This window comes from Salipiger bermudensis HTCC2601 (assembly GCF_000153725.1).
GTDB classification, from domain to species: Bacteria; Pseudomonadota; Alphaproteobacteria; order Rhodobacterales; family Rhodobacteraceae; genus Salipiger; species Salipiger bermudensis.
On the sequence record NZ_DS022278.1, the window covers coordinates 178,372 to 198,069 of the forward strand.

Annotated in this window: 20 protein-coding genes and 1 pseudogene; 16 read left to right on the forward strand and 5 right to left on the reverse strand. The window is 59.6% G+C overall.

Annotation, left to right across the window (positions count from 1 at the left end; translation table 11 throughout):
* Positions 1 to 40 precede the first annotated feature (40 nt).
* From R2601_RS23470 to R2601_RS23480, 3 genes are read left to right on the forward strand one after another with little or no spacing between them, the layout of a single operon-like run.
* Entirely contained in the window at positions 41 to 1,435 is a 1,395-nt protein-coding gene (locus tag R2601_RS23470; RefSeq protein ID WP_007803406.1) for a multicopper oxidase family protein, read from the forward strand.
* Positions 1,432 to 1,914, forward strand: coding sequence for a c-type cytochrome (locus R2601_RS23475; RefSeq protein ID WP_007803408.1), 483 nt, complete (start codon positions 1,432 to 1,434; stop codon positions 1,912 to 1,914). The genes R2601_RS23470 and R2601_RS23475 overlap by 4 nt, the downstream gene beginning before the upstream one ends.
* 1 nt (position 1,915) lies before the next feature.
* Positions 1,916 to 2,647, forward strand: a complete 732-nt coding sequence (locus R2601_RS23480) for a DsbA family protein (protein ID WP_009807488.1) — start codon at positions 1,916 to 1,918, stop codon at positions 2,645 to 2,647.
* A gap of 42 nt (positions 2,648 to 2,689) precedes the next feature.
* Here R2601_RS23480 and R2601_RS26320 read toward each other — a convergent pair whose 3' ends face one another.
* Positions 2,690 to 2,890 carry a heavy-metal-associated domain-containing protein gene (locus R2601_RS26320; protein WP_007803412.1) on the reverse strand — a complete coding sequence of 67 codons (201 nt, stop codon included), beginning with the start codon at positions 2,888 to 2,890 and terminating at the stop codon, positions 2,690 to 2,692.
* Between the two features lie 152 nt (positions 2,891 to 3,042).
* On the opposite strand from R2601_RS26320, the gene R2601_RS23485 reads away from it, so the two are divergent.
* Both R2601_RS23485 and cueR read left to right on the forward strand, forming a co-directional pair.
* Positions 3,043 to 5,553 carry a heavy metal translocating P-type ATPase gene (locus tag R2601_RS23485; RefSeq protein WP_007803414.1) on the forward strand — a complete coding sequence of 837 codons (2,511 nt, stop codon included), beginning with the start codon at positions 3,043 to 3,045 and terminating at the stop codon, positions 5,551 to 5,553.
* A gap of 12 nt (positions 5,554 to 5,565) precedes the next feature.
* Entirely contained in the window at positions 5,566 to 5,964 is a 399-nt protein-coding gene (gene cueR, locus R2601_RS23490; protein ID WP_007803416.1) for a Cu(I)-responsive transcriptional regulator, read from the forward strand.
* Positions 5,965 to 5,985: 21 nt separating this feature from the next.
* On the opposite strand, the gene R2601_RS23495 is transcribed toward cueR, so the two are convergent.
* A complete protein-coding gene (locus tag R2601_RS23495; RefSeq protein WP_012187037.1) occupies positions 5,986 to 6,750 on the reverse strand; it encodes a MauE/DoxX family redox-associated membrane protein in 765 nt (254 codons plus the stop codon).
* Positions 6,751 to 6,762: 12 nt separating this feature from the next.
* On the reverse strand, positions 6,763 to 7,599 hold the full coding sequence (locus R2601_RS23500) for a DUF305 domain-containing protein (protein WP_012187184.1): 837 nt from the start codon (positions 7,597 to 7,599) through the stop codon (positions 6,763 to 6,765).
* A gap of 179 nt (positions 7,600 to 7,778) precedes the next feature.
* Here R2601_RS23500 and R2601_RS27625 point away from each other — a divergent pair, with 179 nt between their 5' ends.
* From R2601_RS27625 to R2601_RS23520, 4 genes are all read left to right on the forward strand, one after another.
* On the forward strand, positions 7,779 to 8,360 hold the full coding sequence (locus tag R2601_RS27625; RefSeq protein ID WP_012187183.1) for a L,D-transpeptidase: 582 nt from the start codon (positions 7,779 to 7,781) through the stop codon (positions 8,358 to 8,360).
* A 125-nt stretch (positions 8,361 to 8,485) separates the two neighbouring features.
* Complete coding sequence (locus R2601_RS23510) at positions 8,486 to 9,748, forward strand: multicopper oxidase family protein (RefSeq protein WP_007803424.1); 1,263 nt, start codon at positions 8,486 to 8,488, stop codon at positions 9,746 to 9,748.
* Positions 9,749 to 9,861: 113 nt separating this feature from the next.
* On the forward strand, positions 9,862 to 10,374 hold the full coding sequence (locus R2601_RS23515; protein WP_012187181.1) for a disulfide bond formation protein B: 513 nt from the start codon (positions 9,862 to 9,864) through the stop codon (positions 10,372 to 10,374).
* Between the two features lie 42 nt (positions 10,375 to 10,416).
* On the forward strand, positions 10,417 to 11,082 hold the full coding sequence (locus tag R2601_RS23520; protein WP_012187180.1) for a L,D-transpeptidase: 666 nt from the start codon (positions 10,417 to 10,419) through the stop codon (positions 11,080 to 11,082).
* Between the two features lie 76 nt (positions 11,083 to 11,158).
* On the opposite strand, the gene R2601_RS27745 is transcribed toward R2601_RS23520, so the two are convergent.
* Complete coding sequence (locus R2601_RS27745; RefSeq protein WP_012187179.1) at positions 11,159 to 11,716, reverse strand: hypothetical protein; 558 nt, start codon at positions 11,714 to 11,716, stop codon at positions 11,159 to 11,161.
* Between the two features lie 397 nt (positions 11,717 to 12,113).
* Between R2601_RS27745 and R2601_RS23530 the strand changes: the two genes are divergently transcribed.
* The 5 genes from R2601_RS23530 to R2601_RS23550 all read left to right on the forward strand — a co-directional run bounded on the left by R2601_RS23530 (position 12,114) and on the right by R2601_RS23550 (position 18,085).
* Positions 12,114 to 12,722, forward strand: coding sequence for an EF-hand domain-containing protein (locus tag R2601_RS23530; protein ID WP_012187178.1), 609 nt, complete (start codon positions 12,114 to 12,116; stop codon positions 12,720 to 12,722).
* Between the two features lie 140 nt (positions 12,723 to 12,862).
* Positions 12,863 to 13,249: a DUF302 domain-containing protein gene (locus tag R2601_RS23535; RefSeq protein WP_007803435.1), complete on the forward strand. Its 387-nt coding sequence runs from the start codon at positions 12,863 to 12,865 to the stop codon at positions 13,247 to 13,249.
* Positions 13,250 to 13,354: 105 nt separating this feature from the next.
* The gene (gene lgt, locus R2601_RS23540) at positions 13,355 to 14,275 is read left to right on the forward strand and encodes a prolipoprotein diacylglyceryl transferase (protein WP_007803438.1); all 921 of its coding nucleotides are present in this window, start codon (positions 13,355 to 13,357) and stop codon (positions 14,273 to 14,275) included.
* Between the two features lie 78 nt (positions 14,276 to 14,353).
* Positions 14,354 to 16,699, forward strand: coding sequence for a copper-transporting P-type ATPase (locus R2601_RS23545; RefSeq protein ID WP_012187177.1), 2,346 nt, complete (start codon positions 14,354 to 14,356; stop codon positions 16,697 to 16,699).
* Positions 16,700 to 16,747: 48 nt separating this feature from the next.
* Positions 16,748 to 18,085, forward strand: coding sequence for an APC family permease (locus R2601_RS23550; RefSeq protein ID WP_007803442.1), 1,338 nt, complete (start codon positions 16,748 to 16,750; stop codon positions 18,083 to 18,085).
* A gap of 7 nt (positions 18,086 to 18,092) precedes the next feature.
* On the opposite strand, the gene R2601_RS23555 is transcribed toward R2601_RS23550, so the two are convergent.
* Complete coding sequence (locus R2601_RS23555) at positions 18,093 to 18,737, reverse strand: hypothetical protein (protein WP_007803445.1); 645 nt, start codon at positions 18,735 to 18,737, stop codon at positions 18,093 to 18,095.
* 109 nt (positions 18,738 to 18,846) lie between these two features.
* Here R2601_RS23555 and R2601_RS26560 point away from each other — a divergent pair.
* Together R2601_RS26560 and R2601_RS23560 are read left to right on the forward strand one after the other, a co-directional pair.
* Positions 18,847 to 18,966 (forward strand): annotated as a pseudogene (locus R2601_RS26560) (IS5/IS1182 family transposase); the annotation flags it as partial.
* The gene (locus R2601_RS23560) at positions 18,954 to 19,676 is read left to right on the forward strand and encodes a cytochrome c biogenesis CcdA family protein (protein WP_007803446.1); all 723 of its coding nucleotides are present in this window, start codon (positions 18,954 to 18,956) and stop codon (positions 19,674 to 19,676) included. The pseudogene R2601_RS26560 and the gene R2601_RS23560, both read left to right, overlap by 13 nt.
* Positions 19,677 to 19,698: the final 22 nt, after the last annotated feature.

The window sequence follows — 19,698 nt, forward strand, 5'->3', positions numbered from 1 at the left end:
CACGCGGGGGCAACACGCCCCCGCTTTCTCGAGGATCGAAATGAGACAAACACGTCGGGATTTCTTGCGCCATGCAACACTGGCGGCCTGCGCGGCGGCCATCCCGCAGTCGGCTTTTGCCGCGACCCCGTTCGAGGACCTGATTGCCAAGGTTGCACGTCGACAGCTTCTTCCGGACACCTACCCGGAAACAGAGATCTGGGGCTATGACGGCCTCGTTCCGGCCCCGGAAATCAGGGTCACACAAGGCGATCGGGTGCGTCGCAGGTTTCGCAACGAGGTACCCGATCCCAGTTCGGTTCACTGGCACGGAATCCGGATCGACAACGCGATGGATGGCGTTTCAGGGCTGACCCAAGAGGCCGTAGCGCCGGGTGGAACCTTTGACTACGACTTCGTCGTACCGGACGCGGGCACCTATTGGTATCACGCGCATAATCGCTCATACGAGCAAGTCGCGCGTGGTCTGCGCGGTGCCTTGATCGTCGAAGAGGTCGATGGACCGGACATCGACCGCGAGGAAGTCATCGTTCTGGAGGACTGGTTGCTCGATCCCGAAAGCGGGCAGCTGTTCGACAATTTCGAACAGCCCATGATGATGAGCCACGGTGGACGTACCGGCAACTTTATCACGACCAACGGGCGCTATGACCTGACCTTGCCCGCGCAGCGCAACGAGCGCATTCGCTTGCGGATCATCAACGCAGCAAGCGCTCGAATTTTCCCGCTGAGGCTCTCTGGATTCAGTGGCTGGACGGTGGCCGTGGATGGAATGCCAACCGGCCAACCCCAGTCGGTTGACGGCGAGTTGATCCTCGGCCCGGCACAGCGCGTCGACTTAATTGTGGATGTGACCGAAGACGAAGGCGGCACCGCCCAATTGCTTCGCATCGGCGATGATGATCAACTGACCCCGTTGGTGAGTTTTCTGGTCAACGGCACAGCCAGTTCAGTACCAAGAGGCAAGCCACTGCCGTTGCCGCCGAACCCCGCGGCACACGCCCCGGACCTTGCCGATGCGCGTGATTTGCGACTGGTCATGTCCGGCGGGGCAATGGGGCGAATGCAGTCCGCATTGCTTGGCGGGGAACGTCTTGGATTCCGTCAGCTTGCCCAAGCGGGCAAATTCTGGGCCCTGAATGATGTCGCCGAAATGACCTACACGCCACTGGCCGATCTATCCCTGAACGAGCCGGTGCGCCTGAAGATCGAGAACCAGACCGTTTTCCCACATGCGATGCACCTGCACGGGATGCATTTCCGCGAGCTGCGCCCCGACGGCGCGTTCGGGCCGATGCGGGACACGATCCTGTTGGCCGGCAACGAGTCCCGGGAGATCGCCTTTACGGCAGACAATCCCGGCAAGTGGCTGTTCCATTGCCACATGCTCAGCCACGCCGCATCTGGCATGACAACCTGGATACGGGTCACATGAGATATCTCGTTTGGTCCCTTCCGATCACTGTCGCAGCAGCCGCCTTCACGTATTGGCTCTCGACCAGTGCATCCTCGGATGTCGGCAGCGCGTCCAGGGCGGAGAGCTACGACATCGAAGAAGGCGCGTTGCTCTACGCAGAAAACTGTGCGTCTTGTCATGGCGCGGGTCTGGAAGGCCAGCCGGAATGGCGAACGCCCGGCGCGGATGGGCGCCTGCCAGCACCACCACATGATGAGACGGGTCACACCTGGCATCATCCTGACAGCCTGCTCTTCGATTACACAAAACTGGGGGGGGCGGCGCTTCTGGCGCGTCAGGGCGTCGAATTCGACAGTGGCATGCCCGGTTTCGCAGACGTGCTGACCGACCAGCAAATTCACAACATCCTGGCCTTCATCCGGTCCACCTGGCCAGACCGCATCCGCGAAGTCCAGGCCGCGCGGACAGAAGCCGACGAACAACGGGGAGAGAACTAAAATGCGTTTCAGACAAGCCTTCACGACGGTCGCGATAGCTGCCTTGCTTCCGATACCGGCACTCGCGGACGAACTGTCAGAGTCCCGGGTCAAGGAACTTGTGCTCGAGGCAATCCGCGAGAACCCGGAGATTGTCATGGAGGCCGTGGCGATCCTCGAACAAAGGCAGGCGCAAGCGCAGGAGCTCAGTCAGGCCCAAGTTCTGAATGACCAGCGCGATCTGATCGAGAACGATCCGAATGCGCCGGTTCTCGGCAACCTGGAAGGGGACGTCACTGTTGTGGAATTTTTCGACTACAACTGTCCCTATTGTCGGCGGGTCAAACCCGAGGTGCGGGCTTTGATCGAAGACGATCCCAACATTCGCCTCGTCTATCGTGAATGGCCCATTCTCGGAGACGGATCGGTGTTTGCCGCGAAAGCGGCCTTGGCAGCGCGCAAGCAGGACAAATACGAAGAGTTTCACTGGGCAATGATGGGGCTGGAAGGCCGCGCGGAAGAGGCCTCCGTGCTGCGCGTGGCCGAGGAGATCGGCCTGGATATCGCGCAGTTGCGCAAGGACATGGAGGCCCCCGAGGTCGAAGAGCACATTGCGACCTCCATGCAACTGACCCAAGCTCTGGGCTTTAACGGCACGCCGTCTTTCGTGATCGGGGATGCGCTGGTCCCGGGCTTCGTCGAAAAGGCGCAGCTTGCCGACTTGGTCGAGGAAGCCCGCAAAGTCGAAGACTGAAATTCTGTGCCCGGACCACCCTTGGGTGGTCCAGGCACTGCATCAAGCGGCCGCAGGTTCCACGTTGTAGCCCGCATCCCGAATGATCGCTTGGACCTGATCGGCTGGTAACACGCTGTCGACATGCACCTGTCGGGCAGAAAGGTCACATTCTACGCCTGCATTCGGATCTGCGCTCTTCACCGCGCTTTCGATTGCTGCGGTGCAATGCCCACAGCTCATGTCCGGAACGCTGAACTTCATCGGAACCACTCCTTGATCTGATTTCTATCGGTGACATGGGGCTTCCCCCCGCTGGAAGGTCAAGTGAAGAAATTTATTTGGCGCCCTCCCATTGACCCTCCAGTAACTGGAAGCCTCATATTCCACTTCGAATGGAAAAACAGGTGACACATATGCCCGAACCCAAACAGATCAGCCTGCCGATCGAAGGCATGTCATGCGCGTCCTGCGTTGGCAGGGTCGATCGCGCATTGAATGCAATCGACGGCGTAGAGGATGTGTCGGTGAACCTTGCCTCGGAAACTGCTCGCATGAGCGTGGACGCGCTCAAGCGCATTCCCGACATCATCGAATCCCTTCGCGAGCTGGGCTACCCCGCGCGGAAGGCCAGGGCCGAACTCACGATTGCAGCGATGTCCTGTGCCTCTTGCGTCGGGCGGGTCGATAAGGCGCTTGCCGCGGTGCCCGGGGTGGTCGAGGTGAACGTCAACCTCGCCTCAGAGACGGCGACGGTCATTTACGTCGAAGGTCTTGTCACGACATCCGATCTGATCGAATCAAGCGGCGCGGCAGGGTATCCAGCAACCGTGGCAACGGCCCAGGCCGGTGACGACAGAGTTGCGCGCAAGGAGGAAGAGGCTCAGGCGCTTGCCAAACGGGTCACCTTTGCGGCCATCCTCGCCTTGCCGGTCTTCCTGATCGAAATGGGTGGCCACGTCATTCCGGCCGTTCATATGCTGATCGAGACCACGATTGGCCAGCAGACGAGTTGGCTTCTTCAGTTCGTGCTGACGACAATCGTTCTCTTCGGCCCGGGCCGGACGTTTTACACCAAGGGTTTCCCGGCCTTGTTCCGGGGTGCCCCCGACATGAACAGCCTCGTCGCGGTCGGCACCGGGGCGGCTTACCTTTATTCCGTGGTTGCGACATTCGTACCGTCGGTCCTGCCTGACACGCTGCGCACCGTCTATTTCGAGGCGGCAGCGGTCATCGTCGTTCTGATCCTTCTGGGGCGGTTTCTTGAAGCGCGCGCCAAGGGGAGAACGGGCGCGGCCATCCAGAAGCTATTAGGGCTTCAGGCGCGGACTGCACGCGTGATGCGGGACGGAGAAAGCGTCGAGATCGAGATCGATGCGCTGGTTCAGGGTGACATCGTCATCGTGCGCCCTGGTGAACGCATCGCGGTCGATGGCGAGGTCATCGAGGGGACCAGCCGCGTCGACGAAAGCATGCTGACAGGCGAGCCGATCCCCGCTGAAAAAGGTGCCGGAGATACGGTGACCGGCGGGACGGTCAACGGCGCCGGAAGCCTACAGTTCCTCGCCACGCGGGTCGGCGCCGACACGACCCTGGCGCAGATTATTCGCATGGTCGAAGAGGCCCAGGGCGCCAAACTGCCGATCCAGGGATTGGTCGACCGGATCACCTTGTGGTTCGTGCCTGCCGTGATGGCGATCGCGGCGGCGACCGTGCTGGTCTGGCTGTTTTTCGGGCCTGATCCGGCCCTGACGATGGCGCTGGTCGCCGGTGTGTCGGTGCTCATCATCGCGTGCCCCTGCGCGATGGGGCTTGCGACGCCGACCTCGATCATGGTCGGGACGGGACGTGCTGCGGAAATGGGTGTCCTGTTCCGTAAAGGTGACGCCTTGCAGCAACTTGATTCCGTTGATGTGGTCGCCCTCGACAAAACAGGCACGGTGACCGAGGGGCGACCCGCACTGACTGACCTTGTGCTGGCGGAAGGGTTCGATCGCCCAACAACGCTCTCGAAGATCGCTGCCGTGGAGTCGCTCTCCGAGCATCCTGTCGCGGACGCCATCGTGCGGGCCGCGCGGGCCGAGGGCGCACCTCTTGTGGCGGCCGAAGGCTTTCAATCGGTCACAGGTTACGGCGTGCGCGCCGTGGTCGAAGACGTGGAGGTGTTGGTTGGGGCCGACCGCTACATGGCGCGCGAAGGCATTGACGTCTCGGCATTGGCTCCAGAGGAAACGAAGATCGCAAGCAAGGGTCGCACGGCGCTTTACGCTGCCATAGATGGGCGTGTCGCCGCCGTGATCGGCGTGGCCGATCCGGTCAAACCGGCAAGCCGCGCAGCCATCGCAGCGCTGCACGAAAAGGGTCTTGCGGTTGCGATGATCACCGGCGACAAACGCGAAACCGCCGAAGCCATCGCCCGCGAAACCGGTATCGACCACGTCATCGCCGGCGTCCTGCCGGACGGCAAGGTTGCGGCGCTCGACAGTTTGCGCCAAGGGAACAAGCGCATCGCCTTTGTCGGCGACGGGATCAACGACGCCCCGGCGCTGGCGCATGCCGATGTGGGCATCGCCATTGGAACCGGCACCGATGTGGCCATCGAATCTGCGGATGTCGTCCTGATGTCGGGCGATTTGCGCGGCGTGGTGAACGCCTTCGAAGTATCGCGGCGGACCATGCGCAACATCCGGCAGAACCTGTTCTGGGCCTTTGCCTACAACGTGGCACTTATTCCGGTCGCTGCCGGGGTGCTTTATCCCGCCTTTGGGTTGCTCCTGTCACCAATCCTTGCGGCGGGTGCGATGGCGTTGTCCTCGGTGTTTGTCCTGACCAATGCCCTGCGGCTGCGGCGCATCGCGCCTGCGATGGACGAGCAGCGCGCAATCCCGGCAGAGCTGGCAGCCGCCACTCCTGCTCCAGCAGAATAACGGAGGTTCGACATGAACATCGGAGACGTTGCCCGACAATCGGGTGTGCCCCCAAAAACAATCCGCTACTACGAGGACATCGGGCTGATCCGCCCGAACCGTAGCGAGAACGGCTACCGCGCGTTCACCGAGAGCCACATTCACAAGCTGGCGTTTCTGGGTCGCGCACGGGCCTTGGGGTTCACCATCGAAGATTGCAGGACGCTCCTGTCGCTCTACGAGGATGAAAACCGCGAAAGCATGCAAGTGAAGGCGGTTGCGGAAGACCATCTGCGCCAGATCGAGGAAAAGATCGCGAAACTGCAATCCATGCGCGCGACGCTCGCCGAACTGGTGGAAAAATGTGCCGGGGATCACCGGCCCGACTGCCCCATCATCGAGGATCTGTCGCCGGAGCGGTTGGCCAAGTGACAGGCAAGAAGGGGCTGTACCTCAGAACCAGATCGCGCGGACCGGCATCCAGATACCCATGAAGATCATCATCAGGTTTTCCGTCAGCGAAATGAACCCCAGCGGGACGGAACTGTCACCGCCGACGCAGGCGCATTTCAGCTCTCTCTTGTCGATATAAACAGCCTTGAACACGCTGACAGCGCCGACCGTGCCGATAAACAGGGCGACAGGCGCCGAGAGCCACAGCAGCGCGCCGGCAGTCATCAGGACACCTGCCAACGCTTCGCCGAACGGGTAGACCTTGCCGTATCGCACCCATTTGCGCGCCAGCAGATCGTAGTTGAGGAACATCGTCGAAAACCCTTCGACATCCTGCAATTTCTGGATCGCGAGAATGGTCATGGACAGCGAAATGAACCATTCGAACCCCCGCAAGGTAAGGACCGACCCGTACTGGTGCCAAGACAGGCCCAATGCCAACAGCGCGGCAACGGAAAAGATCGCGATGACCGGCTGGTAGGTCGTGTCGCTTTGCTCTTCCTCGGGTGGGTCAATGTCGAAAAACACCCTGAGATCGTCGTAACCGCCGATCCGTTCGTCCCCGATGAAAGTCTGCGGCGTCGTCTCGACCCCGTGCTTCTCCATGAAAGCATCGGTGTCTTCACGGGTGTCAAGCGGATGGTCTTCCACCTCGAAGCCTTGCCGCTCCAGCAGGTCTTTCGATTTCAGACCGTAGGGGCAGACATGGCCCGGCATGACCATGCGATAAAGCTGCGCGGATTTACTGTCTGTGTCGCGGGGCATGTCCTTTCCTCCTTATCCGCTGCACGTAAGTTGACCACGGAACCCGGCTTCGTAGTCGGTTCCCGCGCTGACGATCAGATCGGTCAGGTCACCGTTCGTCTCTGCGATCTCGGCCGACAGCGGGCCTTCAGAAAATGCATTTTCGCCCTGCGCATTCAGGCGCACCAGATCACCGCTGATCTTCATTGCGGCGGCAGACCCTTCGCCGGTTTCACCAGTCACCAGTACAGCCGGACTGTCCGAGGTGTAAGCAAAGCGGCAATTTCCGCCATTCGGGAACACCGCAGCGATTTCGTCTTCCGTCAGAAACTCAGGATCGACCTTCGACACGACCTCCGTTTGAAGCGCCTGTTGCGCATCCACAACCTGCGCCGGCGTTTCGCTTCGCGTGGCCGATGCTTCGCCGTTTGCTCCAATGTCAGCAATAAGGTAGCGCATTTCGGCGATTTCCTTGTCCTGCGCATAGATAATGTCGTCTGCGAGCCCCCGGACGCGCGGGTCGGTGATCTCGGCACGAGTCGACGTCATGATGGCGATCGAGTGGTGCGGGATCATGGCGCGCATGTAGGACCTGTCCTGCACCGTGAATTGCCCGCGAACCAGCCAGAGGCTCGCCGCGAAAAGGACTATTGCGCCAACGAAAATCGCGATGTTGGCTTTGGTGTTCTGATACATGGACAACATGTACGCCAACATGATCACGGCCATGGTCGCCCCCATCAGGATGGCCATGTAAAGGCGTGTCTCCGAAAAGAAGATATGGCCCCAAAGATAGGTGTTCAGGTACATCAGAACGAACATGACCACGGTCGATGTTCCGATCATCATAAAGAATCGTGAGTAGTGCATTTCCAGTCACCTCCTTGCAGTTCTCTGTAAAACAACAACATTCCAGCGCTGGAGAGTTCCAAAAGCACGAATTTTCGTAGTTTCAAGGCAACAAAGGCGCGTCGTTTGCCCCGGTTCACGGCTTCTTTTCTTTGCCCCTGACGCGCACTGAATTTTCATGGGTCCGAGGAGATCGCGCCATGCAGAATTTCACGAGACGAGAATTGATTTGTGCCGGAGCGATGGGTTGCTTTCTGCCCACAACTGCCTGGGCCCACAAAGTCAAATTGCCCGAACGGTTCGAACCACAATTGGTAAACACCCGTCGTGGTGACTGGGTTAAAGGCGATGTCCACGTCGTTCCCGACGATTTTTTCCTTTATTTCATGCTCGAGGACGGGATGGCGATCCGCTACGGGGTCGGGGTAGGGCGCAAAGGTTTGTACGAACCCGGAGAGTTCACGGTAGCGCGCAAGGCCAAATGGCCATGGTGGCGGCCAACGAACGCCATGATCCGGCGCGAGCCACGCAAATACGCAAAGTACAAGGATGGACTGAAAGGCGGGCCAAACAACCCGCTCGGGGCCCGCGCGCTCTATCTCTACGATGCCGAGGGACGCGATACCTATCTTCGCATTCATGGAACGAACGCCCCGGAGACAATTGGGTCTGCCGTGTCGAATGGATGCGCGCGGTTGACGAATGAACATGTGAAGGATCTGTACGAACGCGTTGAAATCGGCGCCCGCGTCTTCCTGTATCCCAAAGTGACAACGGCGTGAGGAGTGTTCTGTCGCCTTGAAGTTCCTCTTCCGGAAATGGCACAAGTGCGGCAGTTGGCGAAAGCCAGTCTATCATTCATGAGGTGACGGAATTGTCTTTGAGCCGGAGGTCTTTCCTTGGCGGGATGACCGTTGCGCTGGCTGGTACCCGCTTGCCAGCAGCGACACACGAGTTGATCCTCGCGCCCCAATCGATCAAGGCGCACCTTGCTGGGTACGACGTGTCGATGTTGGGCTTCAACGGTGGTCTGCCGGGCCCAGAAGTCAGAATGCGACAAGGACAAACCGCCCGCATTACCCTCGATAACCGATTGGAGGAGGGCGCTCTCGTTCACTGGCATGGGTTGCGGGTTCCAAATCGGATGGATGGTGTCAACGTCCTCACTCAGGATGTGGTCATTCCGGGCGACTCGTATCGTTATCAATTCGGCGTCCCGGATGCCGGCACGTATTGGTATCACTCGCATTACCTGTCTTACGATCAGGTCAGCCGCGGTCTTTTCGGCGCCTTCATCGTCGAGGAGCAAAATGCGCCGGCTGTCGACCATGACATCGTTGTTCAGTTCTTCGATGTCTTGCTGGATCAGTCCGGGCAGTACGACGAAGCGTTCAACCCGGCCCACTTCGCAACCGAGGGCCGTATCGGCAATACGGTCACGGCACTTGTTTTCAATGGAACCGGCAAGACTGTGAAACGAGGCGACCGTCTGCGACTGCGTCTCATAAATCCCTCTATCGACAGGGTGTACCGTGTCGGCCTGGATGGTTTGATAGGCAAGATCGTTGCACTGGATGGCATGCCTCTGGCGCATCCTCGGACGCTCGAACCGATCCTTCTCGCTCCGGGGCAAAGATGCGATGTGATTGGTGATGCGACCGGGCCTATTAGATTCGACGACAGCTTTGGAGAACAGACGTTGAGCCTTGGCGAAATCGCTGTTTCCGGTTCCCGTGAGCCCGCGAAAGCGCCCATCACCGCATTGCCCGCCAACCGAATGCCCGCCCCGAAAGACCCCGGCCAAACCGCGGAGCTGGTGCTCCAGGGAGGTGCGGGAAGCGCGTCCCACAACGGCACAGGGACATGGGCGCTCAATGACGTATCCGGCCTGCCTCGAAGGCCTTTCCTATCCGCCGCGCAGGGGACGACCGCGCGCATTTCGATCCGCAACGAAACCGGGTTCCCACACGTCATGCATCTGCATGGCCACCATTTCTGGGAACTCGATGCGGCGGGTGAAGCCGGTCCATACCGGGACTCGACCTATCTGGATACCGGCGAGACGCGGGATATTCTCGTCGTCCTGGACAATCCGGGATCGTGGATGCTGCATTGCCACATGTTGAGCCACCAAGCCGACGGTATGGCAACGTGGATCAGAGTCGGCTGAGGGTCGAGACGGATACATACCGTTACAAATCTCTGAATGATAACAGGCCTTTCGCCGTCTACGTAACCTGACAAGCGAGAAACAGGTCCATCGACTGCCAATGGGAGCGTTCATTGACCCTGACACCAAAATCTCTCGGCATGACTGCGGCGGCAGGATCAGCCGCCTTGCTGTTGGGGGCCTTCGTTTTCCAGGCTCTTGGGTACGCGCCGTGCGCAATGTGCATCTGGCAACGCTACCCACACGCAATCGCCATTGGAATGGGCGCTCTGTTGCTCTTTGCTCTGCCGATTTTGCCAATCCTGATAATCGGTGCCCTGTCGGTACTCAGCACATCCGCGTTGGGAGTGTTTCATACCGGTGTCGAGCGCGGCTGGTGGGAGGGACCGACTTCTTGCACGGGATCCGGCCTCGATGTTTCCCAAATGTCGGTATCGGAATTGCTGCCCTCTGCCAGTTCAAATACGTCCAATCTTGTTCTGTGCAGTGAGGTTGTCTGGGAATTTCTGACGTTGTCCATGGCCAGTTGGAACGCGATCCTAAGCGGTGTCCTTGCTTGCCTCTGGTTGGTCGCGATCGCAAGACATCAAAAGGTTCGGTGGCATGGGGTCGCGGACGTTTCTTGAATCGTCCCGCATTCATCGAAAACAAACAAAGGGCTTCGCTTCATGGTTACAAGACGACACTTCCTTGCACTTTCCGGCTCGCTGTTTTCAGCGTCTCTGAGTTCGCCAGCATTCGCTAAGACCTGGCCGTCAACAGCCGAAAAAGCAGCTTGGGATGCGCAGATCACGCCCGCCAACTATGACCCGGCAACAACCAACCCATGGGGGCTGCATCCCAGGCTGCTGCCGCAACGCGTTTTGGCGAATGACGGTTTGCGCCCGGGTGACATTCACGTCGATGCGATCGCGCGCTATCTGTACCATATCGAGGAAGGTGGCACCGCGATGCGATACGGGGTGGCGATTGCCAAGGGCGATCTCTATGAACCCGGCACCTATACGATCCGCCGAAAGGTCGAATGGCCGCACTGGACGCCAACGCAGTCAATGATCGAACGCGATCCGGAGGCTTACGAGCGGTTTGCCGACGGTATGGAGCCCGGCCCCAACAATGCCTTGGGCAGCAGGGCTTTGTATCTATTCGTCGGAGATCGGGATACGTACCTTCGAATTCACGGAACGCCGAGCCCTCGCAGCATTGGCGGCCGGGCCAGTTCGGGATGCGTGCGCATGGTGATGGCCCACATCAATGATCTCTATCCGAATGTCGCTGTCGGATCGACGGCGTTCCTTTACTCGGCCGAAGACAGCGTTACCGCTCGAAGCTAACCTATTGCATCTTTGGCTCACACGCCGAGGACTGCGTCGTGCAGGGACATCTTCCAATGAATTGTTGGACGAACACTCACGGCTGTGTCGCAAGTGAACTTTCGAACTGTGCGATCGCTACGGATTTGTCGTCCTCATCGTTCTCGAACAGCTTTGTGGTTCGCACGCCCGGCAACTTGCCAAAATCCGCCATCAGGCGCTTTGGAAAAAATGTGCGTCCGATGGATTCAAATCCTGGTAATTGTCTGAGTACCGCGGAGGTACTGGCACTACAAAAACCGGAAGCGGCTGGGCCGCTGGCAATTGCAAGGCGCAAAGCCTGCTCCGCGACTTCGGGAGACACATCGATCTCTTGTATGACGACATGGTAGGTCTCGCGAGCATGAGCCCGCGCATAAAAATCGGCCACTTGTGGAGTAATGCCATAAAGCACATCTCCCCGTTCCGGTACAGCGCTCAGCCGGACCGTTCCTGCCGGATCGAAGATAACACGCTGCGACCCATTAATCATGACGCTGCTATGCGCACCCGCCCCGGACCTGTTGTTGATCATGGTGTACAACGTCAGCGCGGCCGGTCCATCGTGACGGTAGGATGCGCTACTGATGACTTCGGCTGAAGCATCCGGGCGCATGTCGTTTCCTGCACCGCACCCCGCCAAAATTACCAAGGTTAGAACTGAGAAAATGCGGTTCAAAAAGAGCACCCTGCAGCCTCCTGCCATGGGTTGAATGATTGAATTTTCGGGATATTCAGGGCCTCTAGCAATCTCGACATCAACTCTTCCGGATTTCACCTCTACCGAAACATGGGTTCGGTTTCGGTTGGTATACGGATCCTCGACACCTTTTTTTCTGGATATCGCATGTTTCAGATGAAGAGGAGCGTTCGCCCCGAATTGATTTGTCGCAATTTGTAACAGACCCCGCCTTTGTGACCTCGCGATACAAAACACCGGCTCGCGTGGCATTCCGCATCTGCAGGTGCCCCCCATATGCTGGGTATCGCAACACTGACACGAGGTGATCGAAATGAAACGCAACACTTTACTCGCTGCAATGACCCTGGCTGCAACCGCCCTTGGCGGTGCCGCATTCGCGGACGCCAACCACGGGCGTGGGGGACAATTTGGCGCCCAGAGCGGACCAGGCATGATGCAGAACGGTGGTCCCGGTATGATGGGGAACATGGGCGGAATGATGGACATGATGAAGCGCATGCACGGAAACATGATGGGCGCAGGCATGATGGGCGCAGGCATGGGCAGTGGTATGATGAGCCCAGGCATGGCTGGCGGCATGATGCAAATGTTCGACACTGATGGAGACGGCACAACGACGCCGGAAGAAATGCGCACGCAGCTGCAGGCCAAGCTTTCCGAGTTTGACAGCGACGGGGATGGAAGCCTCTCGATTACCGAGTTTGAAGCTCTCCACAGCGCGATGATCCGCGAAATGATGGTGGATCGCTTCCAACACCTCGATGCCGATGGCGACGGCGCGGTGACGCCGGAAGAGATGGCCGCTCCTGCCGATAGGATGGAGCGGATGCAGATGATGCGGTCGAATATGGCAGATGCGCCTGCGCGGCCTGGCAACGGTCAGGGCATGGGCAACGGCTCCATGATGCAGGACAACTGAGCCAATGGGTGCCGGTTTTTTTCCGGCACCCGTCCTCACAACCCCAAAACCATTCGCGGTCGGGACATTGAACCGAACCGCGACCTGAACCGTTTAGCCTCGGTATGCCAACAAATAGAGACACGGAAAGGAAAATTCCCATGGCCTATACCTATGATCGCGTCCTGAAAGACACCAAAATCGATGACGCAGAGATGCGTGTTCGGGATGCTTTGGCAGACAAGGGCTTCGGCGTTCTGACTGAGATTGACGTCAAAGCGACGATGAAAAAGAAACTTGATGCGGACATGCCGCCTTACCGCATCTTGGGGGCCTGTAATCCGGGCATGGCGCACAAAGCCATCGAGATCGAGCCTCGCATCGGTGCGATGCTTCCCTGCAATGTTATCCTGCGGCAACTGGACGGCGACACCGAGGTCAGCGCGGTCGATCCTGTCGCTTCGATGCAGGCGGTGCAGAACCAAGACCTGGACGCGGTCGCCGGCGAAGTCCGCGATCTCCTTCGGGACGCCCTCGACACCGCGTGATGGCGGGATGGGCGTTGGATGCCCTGTCGCAGATCGAGCGCCTTTAGCGGTGCTCGATCAATGCCATCTAATCCCCACGTAAATTCCTGATGAGGAACTCACCCAGTGCTGCCAGCGGGATTGCCATTTCCGGATATTGGAACCGACCTCTTCTCCTTCGACATCGGGGGGGTCACATTCGCACTCCGCTGGTACGCGCTAGCCTATATCTTCGGTATCCTGATTGGCTGGCGCATTTGTTCGAGTGCCATAAGCCGTCCCGCGCTCTGGACGTCAGCTGGACCGCCGCTTGACCGAACGCAGATCGAAGATCTTCTGACGTGGATCATCATCGGCGTGATTGCTGGTGGTCGCCTGGGCTTTGTACTGTTCTACCAGCCCGCATATTATCTCGCCAATCCCTTGGAAATTCTGATGGTCTGGCAAGGCGGCATGTCTTTCCACGGGGGGTTCGCGGGAGTTGTCATCGCGGCCTTGCTGTTCTGCCTTAGACAGAACGCGTCATTGCTCAGCACTGGCGACTTGCTGGCTTTGGCAACACCACCAGGCTTGTTTCTTGGAAGGCTGGCGAACTTCACCAACAATGAGTTGTGGGGGCGTCCAACGGACGTTCCCTGGGCGGTGATCTTTCCCGGCGAAGTCGCGCAGGCCTGCCCAGGGGTTAGCGGCCTCTGCGCCCGACACCCGTCCCAGCTGTACGAGGCGGTATTGGAGGGGCTCATTCTTGGAATACTGCTCATTTATCTCGCTTGGGGCCGGGGCTGGCTGAAAATGCCCGGTGCCTTGGCTGGCGTGTTTCTGACCGGCTATGGTCTTGCCCGAAGTTTCGTCGAGATGTTCCGGCAACCGGACCAACAATTTGTGACGGCGGACAACCCGATCGGCCATGCGCTTCATTTTGGTGAGTGGGGTTTGACCATGGGCCAGTTGCTCTCCATGCCAATGGCGCTGGTCGGGCTGGCGTTGATCGTGTTCGCCCGGCGGGAACGGGGCCGGACAGCGCCACCCCGCAGAGCCGCAATGTAATCGCCGTACTGATCTCTCTTGACCCTCCCGCGGATGGAAGCCCTAGGCAAGAGAAGCATTCTCGGAAAGGACCGCAAAATGAGCACTCCCGACAGTTCTGAAACCACAGCAGCTTCTTCGGTATTCGTTTGCCCCATGCACCCTGAGGTGCGGCAGGACGAGCCCGGCAATTGTCCGAAATGCGGGATGCACCTCGTGCCGGAATCGGAGCTCGAGGTCCATTCAGCACATGATCATCACGAACACCACGCGGGTGCCACGCCGGCCGATGGCCGATATGATCTGGTTCCTACAGGACATGATGGTCCCATTTTCACCTGCCCGATGCACCCTCAGGTGCGGCAGCCTGATCCGGGCGCGTGTCCGATCTGTGGTATGGGATTGGAACTGGAATCCGGTGTGCCGGGCGATGAAGGTCCAAACCCCGAACTGGTGGATTTCACACGGCGGTTCTGGGTCGGCACAGTCCTGACGATCCCGCTCCTTGTCCTCACGATGGGGCCATTCGTCGGTTTCCCCGCAGTCCGGACTTTTTTTGGCGAAAGCACCACACAATGGATCGAATTGATCCTGGCAACGCCAGTGGTCTTGTGGTGCGGCTGGCCGTTTCTGGAACGCGGATGGATTTCGTTCCGCACATTGAACCTCAACATGTTCTCCCTGATCGGCATGGGCGTTCTTGCCGCCTGGCTCTTCAGCGTCGTTGCCGTTCTCGCACCGGACATATTCCCTGATGGGTTCCGAGACTCCGAAGGCCATGTCGGCGTCTATTTCGAGGCGGCGGCGGTGATCGTGACGCTGGTGCTGCTCGGCCAGGTGATGGAACTACGCGCCCGCGAGGGGACCGGCAAGGCGATCCGCGCGCTTCTCGACATGGCGGCAAAGACCGCGCGGGTCATCCGGGACGACGGATCCGAGGAGGAAATCCCGCTGGAGGACGTGCAAGTCGGGGACCGGCTGCGCGTGCGGCCCGGTGACAAGGTGCCGGTCGATGGCGTGGTTCTGGACGGCCGGTCCTCGGTCGACGAAAGCATGATCTCCGGTGAACCCGTGCCGGTCGAGAAGACCGAGGGCGACCCGCTGACCGGCGCGACGATCAATGGCACCGGCAGTCTGGTGATGGAGGCGACGCGTGTCGGGTCCGACACGATGCTGGCTCAAATTGTCGAGATGGTGTCGAACGCGCAGCGCTCGCGCGCCCCGATCCAGAAATACGCCGACAAGGTGGCGGGATATTTCGTTCCGGCCGTCATCGGTATCGCGGTCCTGTCCTTCATCGCCTGGGCGATCTGGGGGCCCGCGCCTGCGCTTTCCTACGCATTGATTTCGGCGGTGGCGGTTCTGATCATCGCCTGTCCTTGTGCGCTTGGCCTGGCGACACCGATGTCGATCATGACAGCGACAGGACGGGGCGCTCAGGCAGGGGTGCTGATCAAGAACGCCGAGGCGCTGGAGCGGTTCGAGAAAGTCGATACCCTGATCGTCGACAAGACCGGCACGTTGACCGAAGGCAAGCCGCGGCTTGTCGACGTACTCCCGCAACCCGGCCACGACGAAGCCGAGGTCTTGCGTCTCGCCGCATCGCTTGAGCGCGGATCGGAGCACCCCTTGGCCGAAGCGATCGTCAGGGGTGCGGAGGAGCGAGATGTCAAAATGGACGAGGCACGGGACTTCGAGGCGGTCACTGGCAAGGGCGTCAAGGGGGTCGTTGACGGCAAAGCGGTCGCGCTCGGCAATTTGGCGATGATCCGCGAATTGGGGCTCGAGGCGGGCGCGTTGACCGCCAAGGCCAATGCCCGCCGCGACGAAGGCGAGACGGTCATGTTCGTTGTGCTGGATGGCGAGATCGCCGGTCTAGTTGCTGTCGCCGACCCAGTGAAGGAGACCACGCCAGAAGCCATCGAGGATCTGCATGAACTGGGGTTCCGCGTCATCATGGCGACCGGCGACAACGAACGCACGGCCAAGGCCATCGGCACGCGGCTCGGAATCGATGAGATCCGGGCCGACGTGCTGCCGGAGGACAAGGCGCGGATCATCCTTGAGTTGCAAGAGGCGGGCCACAAGGTCGCCATGGCCGGGGATGGCGTCAACGACGCCCCCGCGCTCGCGCAGGCCGATGTCGGCATCGCCATGGGCACCGGCGCCGATGTGGCCATCGAAAGCGCGGGCGTCACGCTGGTCAAGGGCAACCTTGATGGTATCGTGCGTGCGCGGCGGCTCGCCCGGGCCACGATGCGCAACATCCGCCAGAACCTGTTCTTCGCGCTGATCTACAACGCCTCCGGCGTGCCGGTCGCGGCGGGAGTTCTGTTTCCCTTCTTTGGCATCCTCATCAGTCCGATGTTTGCTGCCTTCGCCATGAGCGCGTCGTCAATCTCGGTGGTGCTCAATTCGCTGCGCCTTCGCGGCGTTCGTATCTAGAAGCGCGCAACAGCGTTCGGATGAACCAAAATTAAAAGGGGGCCATTTATGCAGAGCGAAAAAGAAACGTACCGCGAAAATTCCATCAGTCTGGGCGGAGCCGTTGCGATGGGGACAGGCGTGATGATCGGCGCTGGAATCTTTGCGTTGACGGGGCAAATCGCGCAGCTCGCCGGCCCGCTTTTCCCGCTTGCATTCATCGCCGGCGCGGTCGTCACAAGCTTCAGCGCCTACAGCTACATCAGGATGTCGAACAAATGGCCGTCCTCGGGTGGCATCGCCATGATCCTGCAGAAATGCTATGGCCCCGGAGCCATCGCGGGCGGGGCCGCACTGCTGATGGCGCTCAGCATGGTGATCGCGGAAAGCCTCGTCGCGCGAACCTTCGCCACCTATGTCCTGCGCCCTTTCGATATCGAAGGTGGCCCATTGGTCCCCGCTCTGGCTGTGGCCGTGATCGTTTTCGCCTTTTTGGTGAACATGGCCGGAAACCGCTCGGTCGGGCTGTTCTCGTTGATCATGGCCGCGATCAAGATCGGAGGCATAGCTCTGTTTGGCATCGCGGCCCTGTGGTCCAGTGGTTTTGCGTTCGCCGCGGCGTCCGAGACCTCACAATCCTACGGGCTCACGGGGTTCATCGCCTCTACGGCGCTGGCCATCCTTGCGTTCAAGGGATTCACCACGATCACCAACAGCGGAGCCGAGATCACTGAACCAAATCGCAATGTTGGCCGAGCGATCATGTTCTCTATCGGAATCTGCGTCGTCGTCTACCTGTTGGTCGCCTACGGGGTCGGTTCGAGTCTCACGATCGAGGAGATCATCTCAGCGCGTGACTATTCGCTGGCACAAGCGGCGCAGCCCGCCCTTGGACAAACCGGCTTCATACTCACGGTGATCCTGGCCGCTGTCGCAACGGCGTCCGGCGTTCTGGCCAGCGTCTTCGCGGTGTCGCGTATGCTGGCGATGCTGACCGACATGGAAATGATCCCGCACAGCCACTTCGGTATGCCAGGTCCCATCCAACGCCACACCCTGGTCTATACTGTCGTCATCGCCGCGACGTTGGCCGTGCTCTTTGATTTAGGCCGGATCGCATCCCTCGGTGCTTTCTTTTACCTCGTCATGGACATGATCATACATTGGGGCGTGTTCCGCTATCGTCGAGCAGACGTCGGCGCCTTCGGTATCGTGCTTTTGACTGCCCTGGCGCTCGATGCGATAGTACTGGCAGCTTTCACCGTGATGAAGCTTCAAAGCGACCCGATGATCGTTCTCTACGCCGCTGTCGGGATGATCGCTGTGTTCGCCTTCGAGCGCGTTTACTTGTCGCAATGGGTGGCACCGCAAGTCGCCCCCGCCCCCGCCCACGCCCACGGTGATTAGCCTGCCATCACCTGGCCTGAAGAGATGCGATGCCTTGTGCGCCGATCGTGATCAGCCCGACCGACAAGGCAAACGCAGCCAGGGCAAGCAGCATCACGCCCGTGTTCATGGGCAAGCGACGTACAACCGGTCCAAGAAATTCCGACCGCCCGAAAGCCGAGACGTAGAGCGGCAACGCGCTTATCATAGTCGCATAGAGGTAAACGCCGGAGATGTTCTCGAAAAACGCCGAACGCGCAAGAGTCGGGGATACAACCGCCAAAGCGGTTGAACGATTGCCGCCGAATGACCCGAACCAGTCGGCAGATAGAACGTATATCAGCACGTGGAGACCTGGAAAGAGAAGGGCTCTGAGCAAGACATCGACCAGCACGAAAAACGCCGTGTCTCTTGAGCCCGCCTTTGGTTGCTTTGTCATAGCGAAAAGGAAAAAACTGACATAGTTGACGGCAAAAACCACGGGCAAACCGTTGGTCGCAACCTGCCTTAGTAAGCGCATGAGTGCCGGTCCGCCGGCAGCAAGAGCCGGAGCAAAGCCCGGAGCCAGTAAGACGTAGAACAACAGGACCGGCAGTAATGCAGCGAAGCTGAACAGCAGGACATTTCTAACAAACTGAGCCGCGGGCATACTGATAGAGAAAAATCTATCCATTGAAATAGCCTGCCATGTGGGCACCACTAGGTCGATGATACGGGGCGTTGTTGCACAAGTCTGACGCCTCAGGATTCCCTTCGCGAACCCATGCTGTTAGCCGCATTCCATGAGCAACCCATCTCCCGCCCGCTATCGTACGACCAACTGGTCCAGCTACAACGCATCGCTGCGCAAGCGGGGGTCCCTGCTGATCTGGGTCGACGAAGACATCACTTGGCGCGCGCCCTCACCGCCGCCCTCCTAGCCGGCACGATATCATTTCTGTCCCCCTGCGTGCTACCTCTTGTGCCAGGTTATGTCTCCTACGTAACCGGGCGCACAGCCGCTGAGGGCGGGGTGGTCGGCGCTTCGCCGTCGCGCGCGGTCTGGCTGAGCCTGTGTTTTGTCCTCGGCTTCTCCACCATCTTCATGGGACTTGGCGCATCCGCGACTGCAATGGGTCAGGCCCTGCTTCGGTGGCGGTATGAACTCAACCTCGTTGGGGGCGGCATCATCATTTTCTTCGGGCTCTTCATGATAGGAGCCGCGCGTGTTTCGGTCATGGAACGCGACTTCCGATTCAATCTCAACATCCCCGGGGGCCAACCCGCTGCGTCCTATGTCCTCGGTCTTGCCTTCGGTTTCGGCTGGACTCCGTGCATCGGCCCGATCCTCGGCGCGATCCTGACAGCCAGTGCGGCGAGTGCCACGATGGGCGAAGGTATCATGCTGCTTGCCGTCTATTCCGCCGGCCTTGGAATACCGTTTCTGATCGTGGCCGGATTCACCGACCAGATCGCGGGACGGTTGCGGGCCATCGGCCGGGTTGGCCGCCGCCTCCACCAGCTTGCGGGCATAGTGATGATCTTGATGGGGCTGGCGATGATGACAGGGCAGTTGAGCGCGCTGTCATACTGGATGCTCGACGTATTTCCGGTTCTGGGACGGATCGGATAGCTCCATTAGTAGCAGCGTCTAT

What these genes read in the sequence shown, in the direction of transcription:
- R2601_RS23485 (WP_007803414.1), top strand. Translation starts at nt 3,043, where the DNA reads ATGCCCGAACCCAAACAGATCAGCCTGCCGATCGAAGGCATGTCATGC.
- R2601_RS23520 (WP_012187180.1), top strand. Translation starts at nt 10,417, where the DNA reads ATGGTTACAAGACGACACTTCCTTGCACTTTCCGGCTCGCTGTTTTCA.
- cueR (WP_007803416.1), top strand. Translation starts at nt 5,566, where the DNA reads ATGAACATCGGAGACGTTGCCCGACAATCGGGTGTGCCCCCAAAAACA.
- R2601_RS23495 (WP_012187037.1), bottom strand. Translation starts at nt 6,750, where the DNA reads ATGCCCCGCGACACAGACAGTAAATCCGCGCAGCTTTATCGCATGGTC.
- R2601_RS23530 (WP_012187178.1), top strand. Translation starts at nt 12,114, where the DNA reads ATGAAACGCAACACTTTACTCGCTGCAATGACCCTGGCTGCAACCGCC.
- R2601_RS27625 (WP_012187183.1), top strand. Translation starts at nt 7,779, where the DNA reads ATGCAGAATTTCACGAGACGAGAATTGATTTGTGCCGGAGCGATGGGT.
- R2601_RS23510 (WP_007803424.1), top strand. Translation starts at nt 8,486, where the DNA reads ATGACCGTTGCGCTGGCTGGTACCCGCTTGCCAGCAGCGACACACGAG.
- R2601_RS27745 (WP_012187179.1), bottom strand. Translation starts at nt 11,716, where the DNA reads ATGCGCCCGGATGCTTCAGCCGAAGTCATCAGTAGCGCATCCTACCGT.
- R2601_RS23480 (WP_009807488.1), top strand. Translation starts at nt 1,916, where the DNA reads ATGCGTTTCAGACAAGCCTTCACGACGGTCGCGATAGCTGCCTTGCTT.
- R2601_RS23550 (WP_007803442.1), top strand. Translation starts at nt 16,748, where the DNA reads ATGCAGAGCGAAAAAGAAACGTACCGCGAAAATTCCATCAGTCTGGGC.
- R2601_RS23535 (WP_007803435.1), top strand. Translation starts at nt 12,863, where the DNA reads ATGGCCTATACCTATGATCGCGTCCTGAAAGACACCAAAATCGATGAC.
- R2601_RS26320 (WP_007803412.1), bottom strand. Translation starts at nt 2,890, where the DNA reads ATGAAGTTCAGCGTTCCGGACATGAGCTGTGGGCATTGCACCGCAGCA.
- R2601_RS23470 (WP_007803406.1), top strand. Translation starts at nt 41, where the DNA reads ATGAGACAAACACGTCGGGATTTCTTGCGCCATGCAACACTGGCGGCC.
- R2601_RS23555 (WP_007803445.1), bottom strand. Translation starts at nt 18,737, where the DNA reads ATGGATAGATTTTTCTCTATCAGTATGCCCGCGGCTCAGTTTGTTAGA.
- R2601_RS23500 (WP_012187184.1), bottom strand. Translation starts at nt 7,599, where the DNA reads ATGCACTACTCACGATTCTTTATGATGATCGGAACATCGACCGTGGTC.
- R2601_RS23475 (WP_007803408.1), top strand. Translation starts at nt 1,432, where the DNA reads ATGAGATATCTCGTTTGGTCCCTTCCGATCACTGTCGCAGCAGCCGCC.
- R2601_RS23545 (WP_012187177.1), top strand. Translation starts at nt 14,354, where the DNA reads ATGAGCACTCCCGACAGTTCTGAAACCACAGCAGCTTCTTCGGTATTC.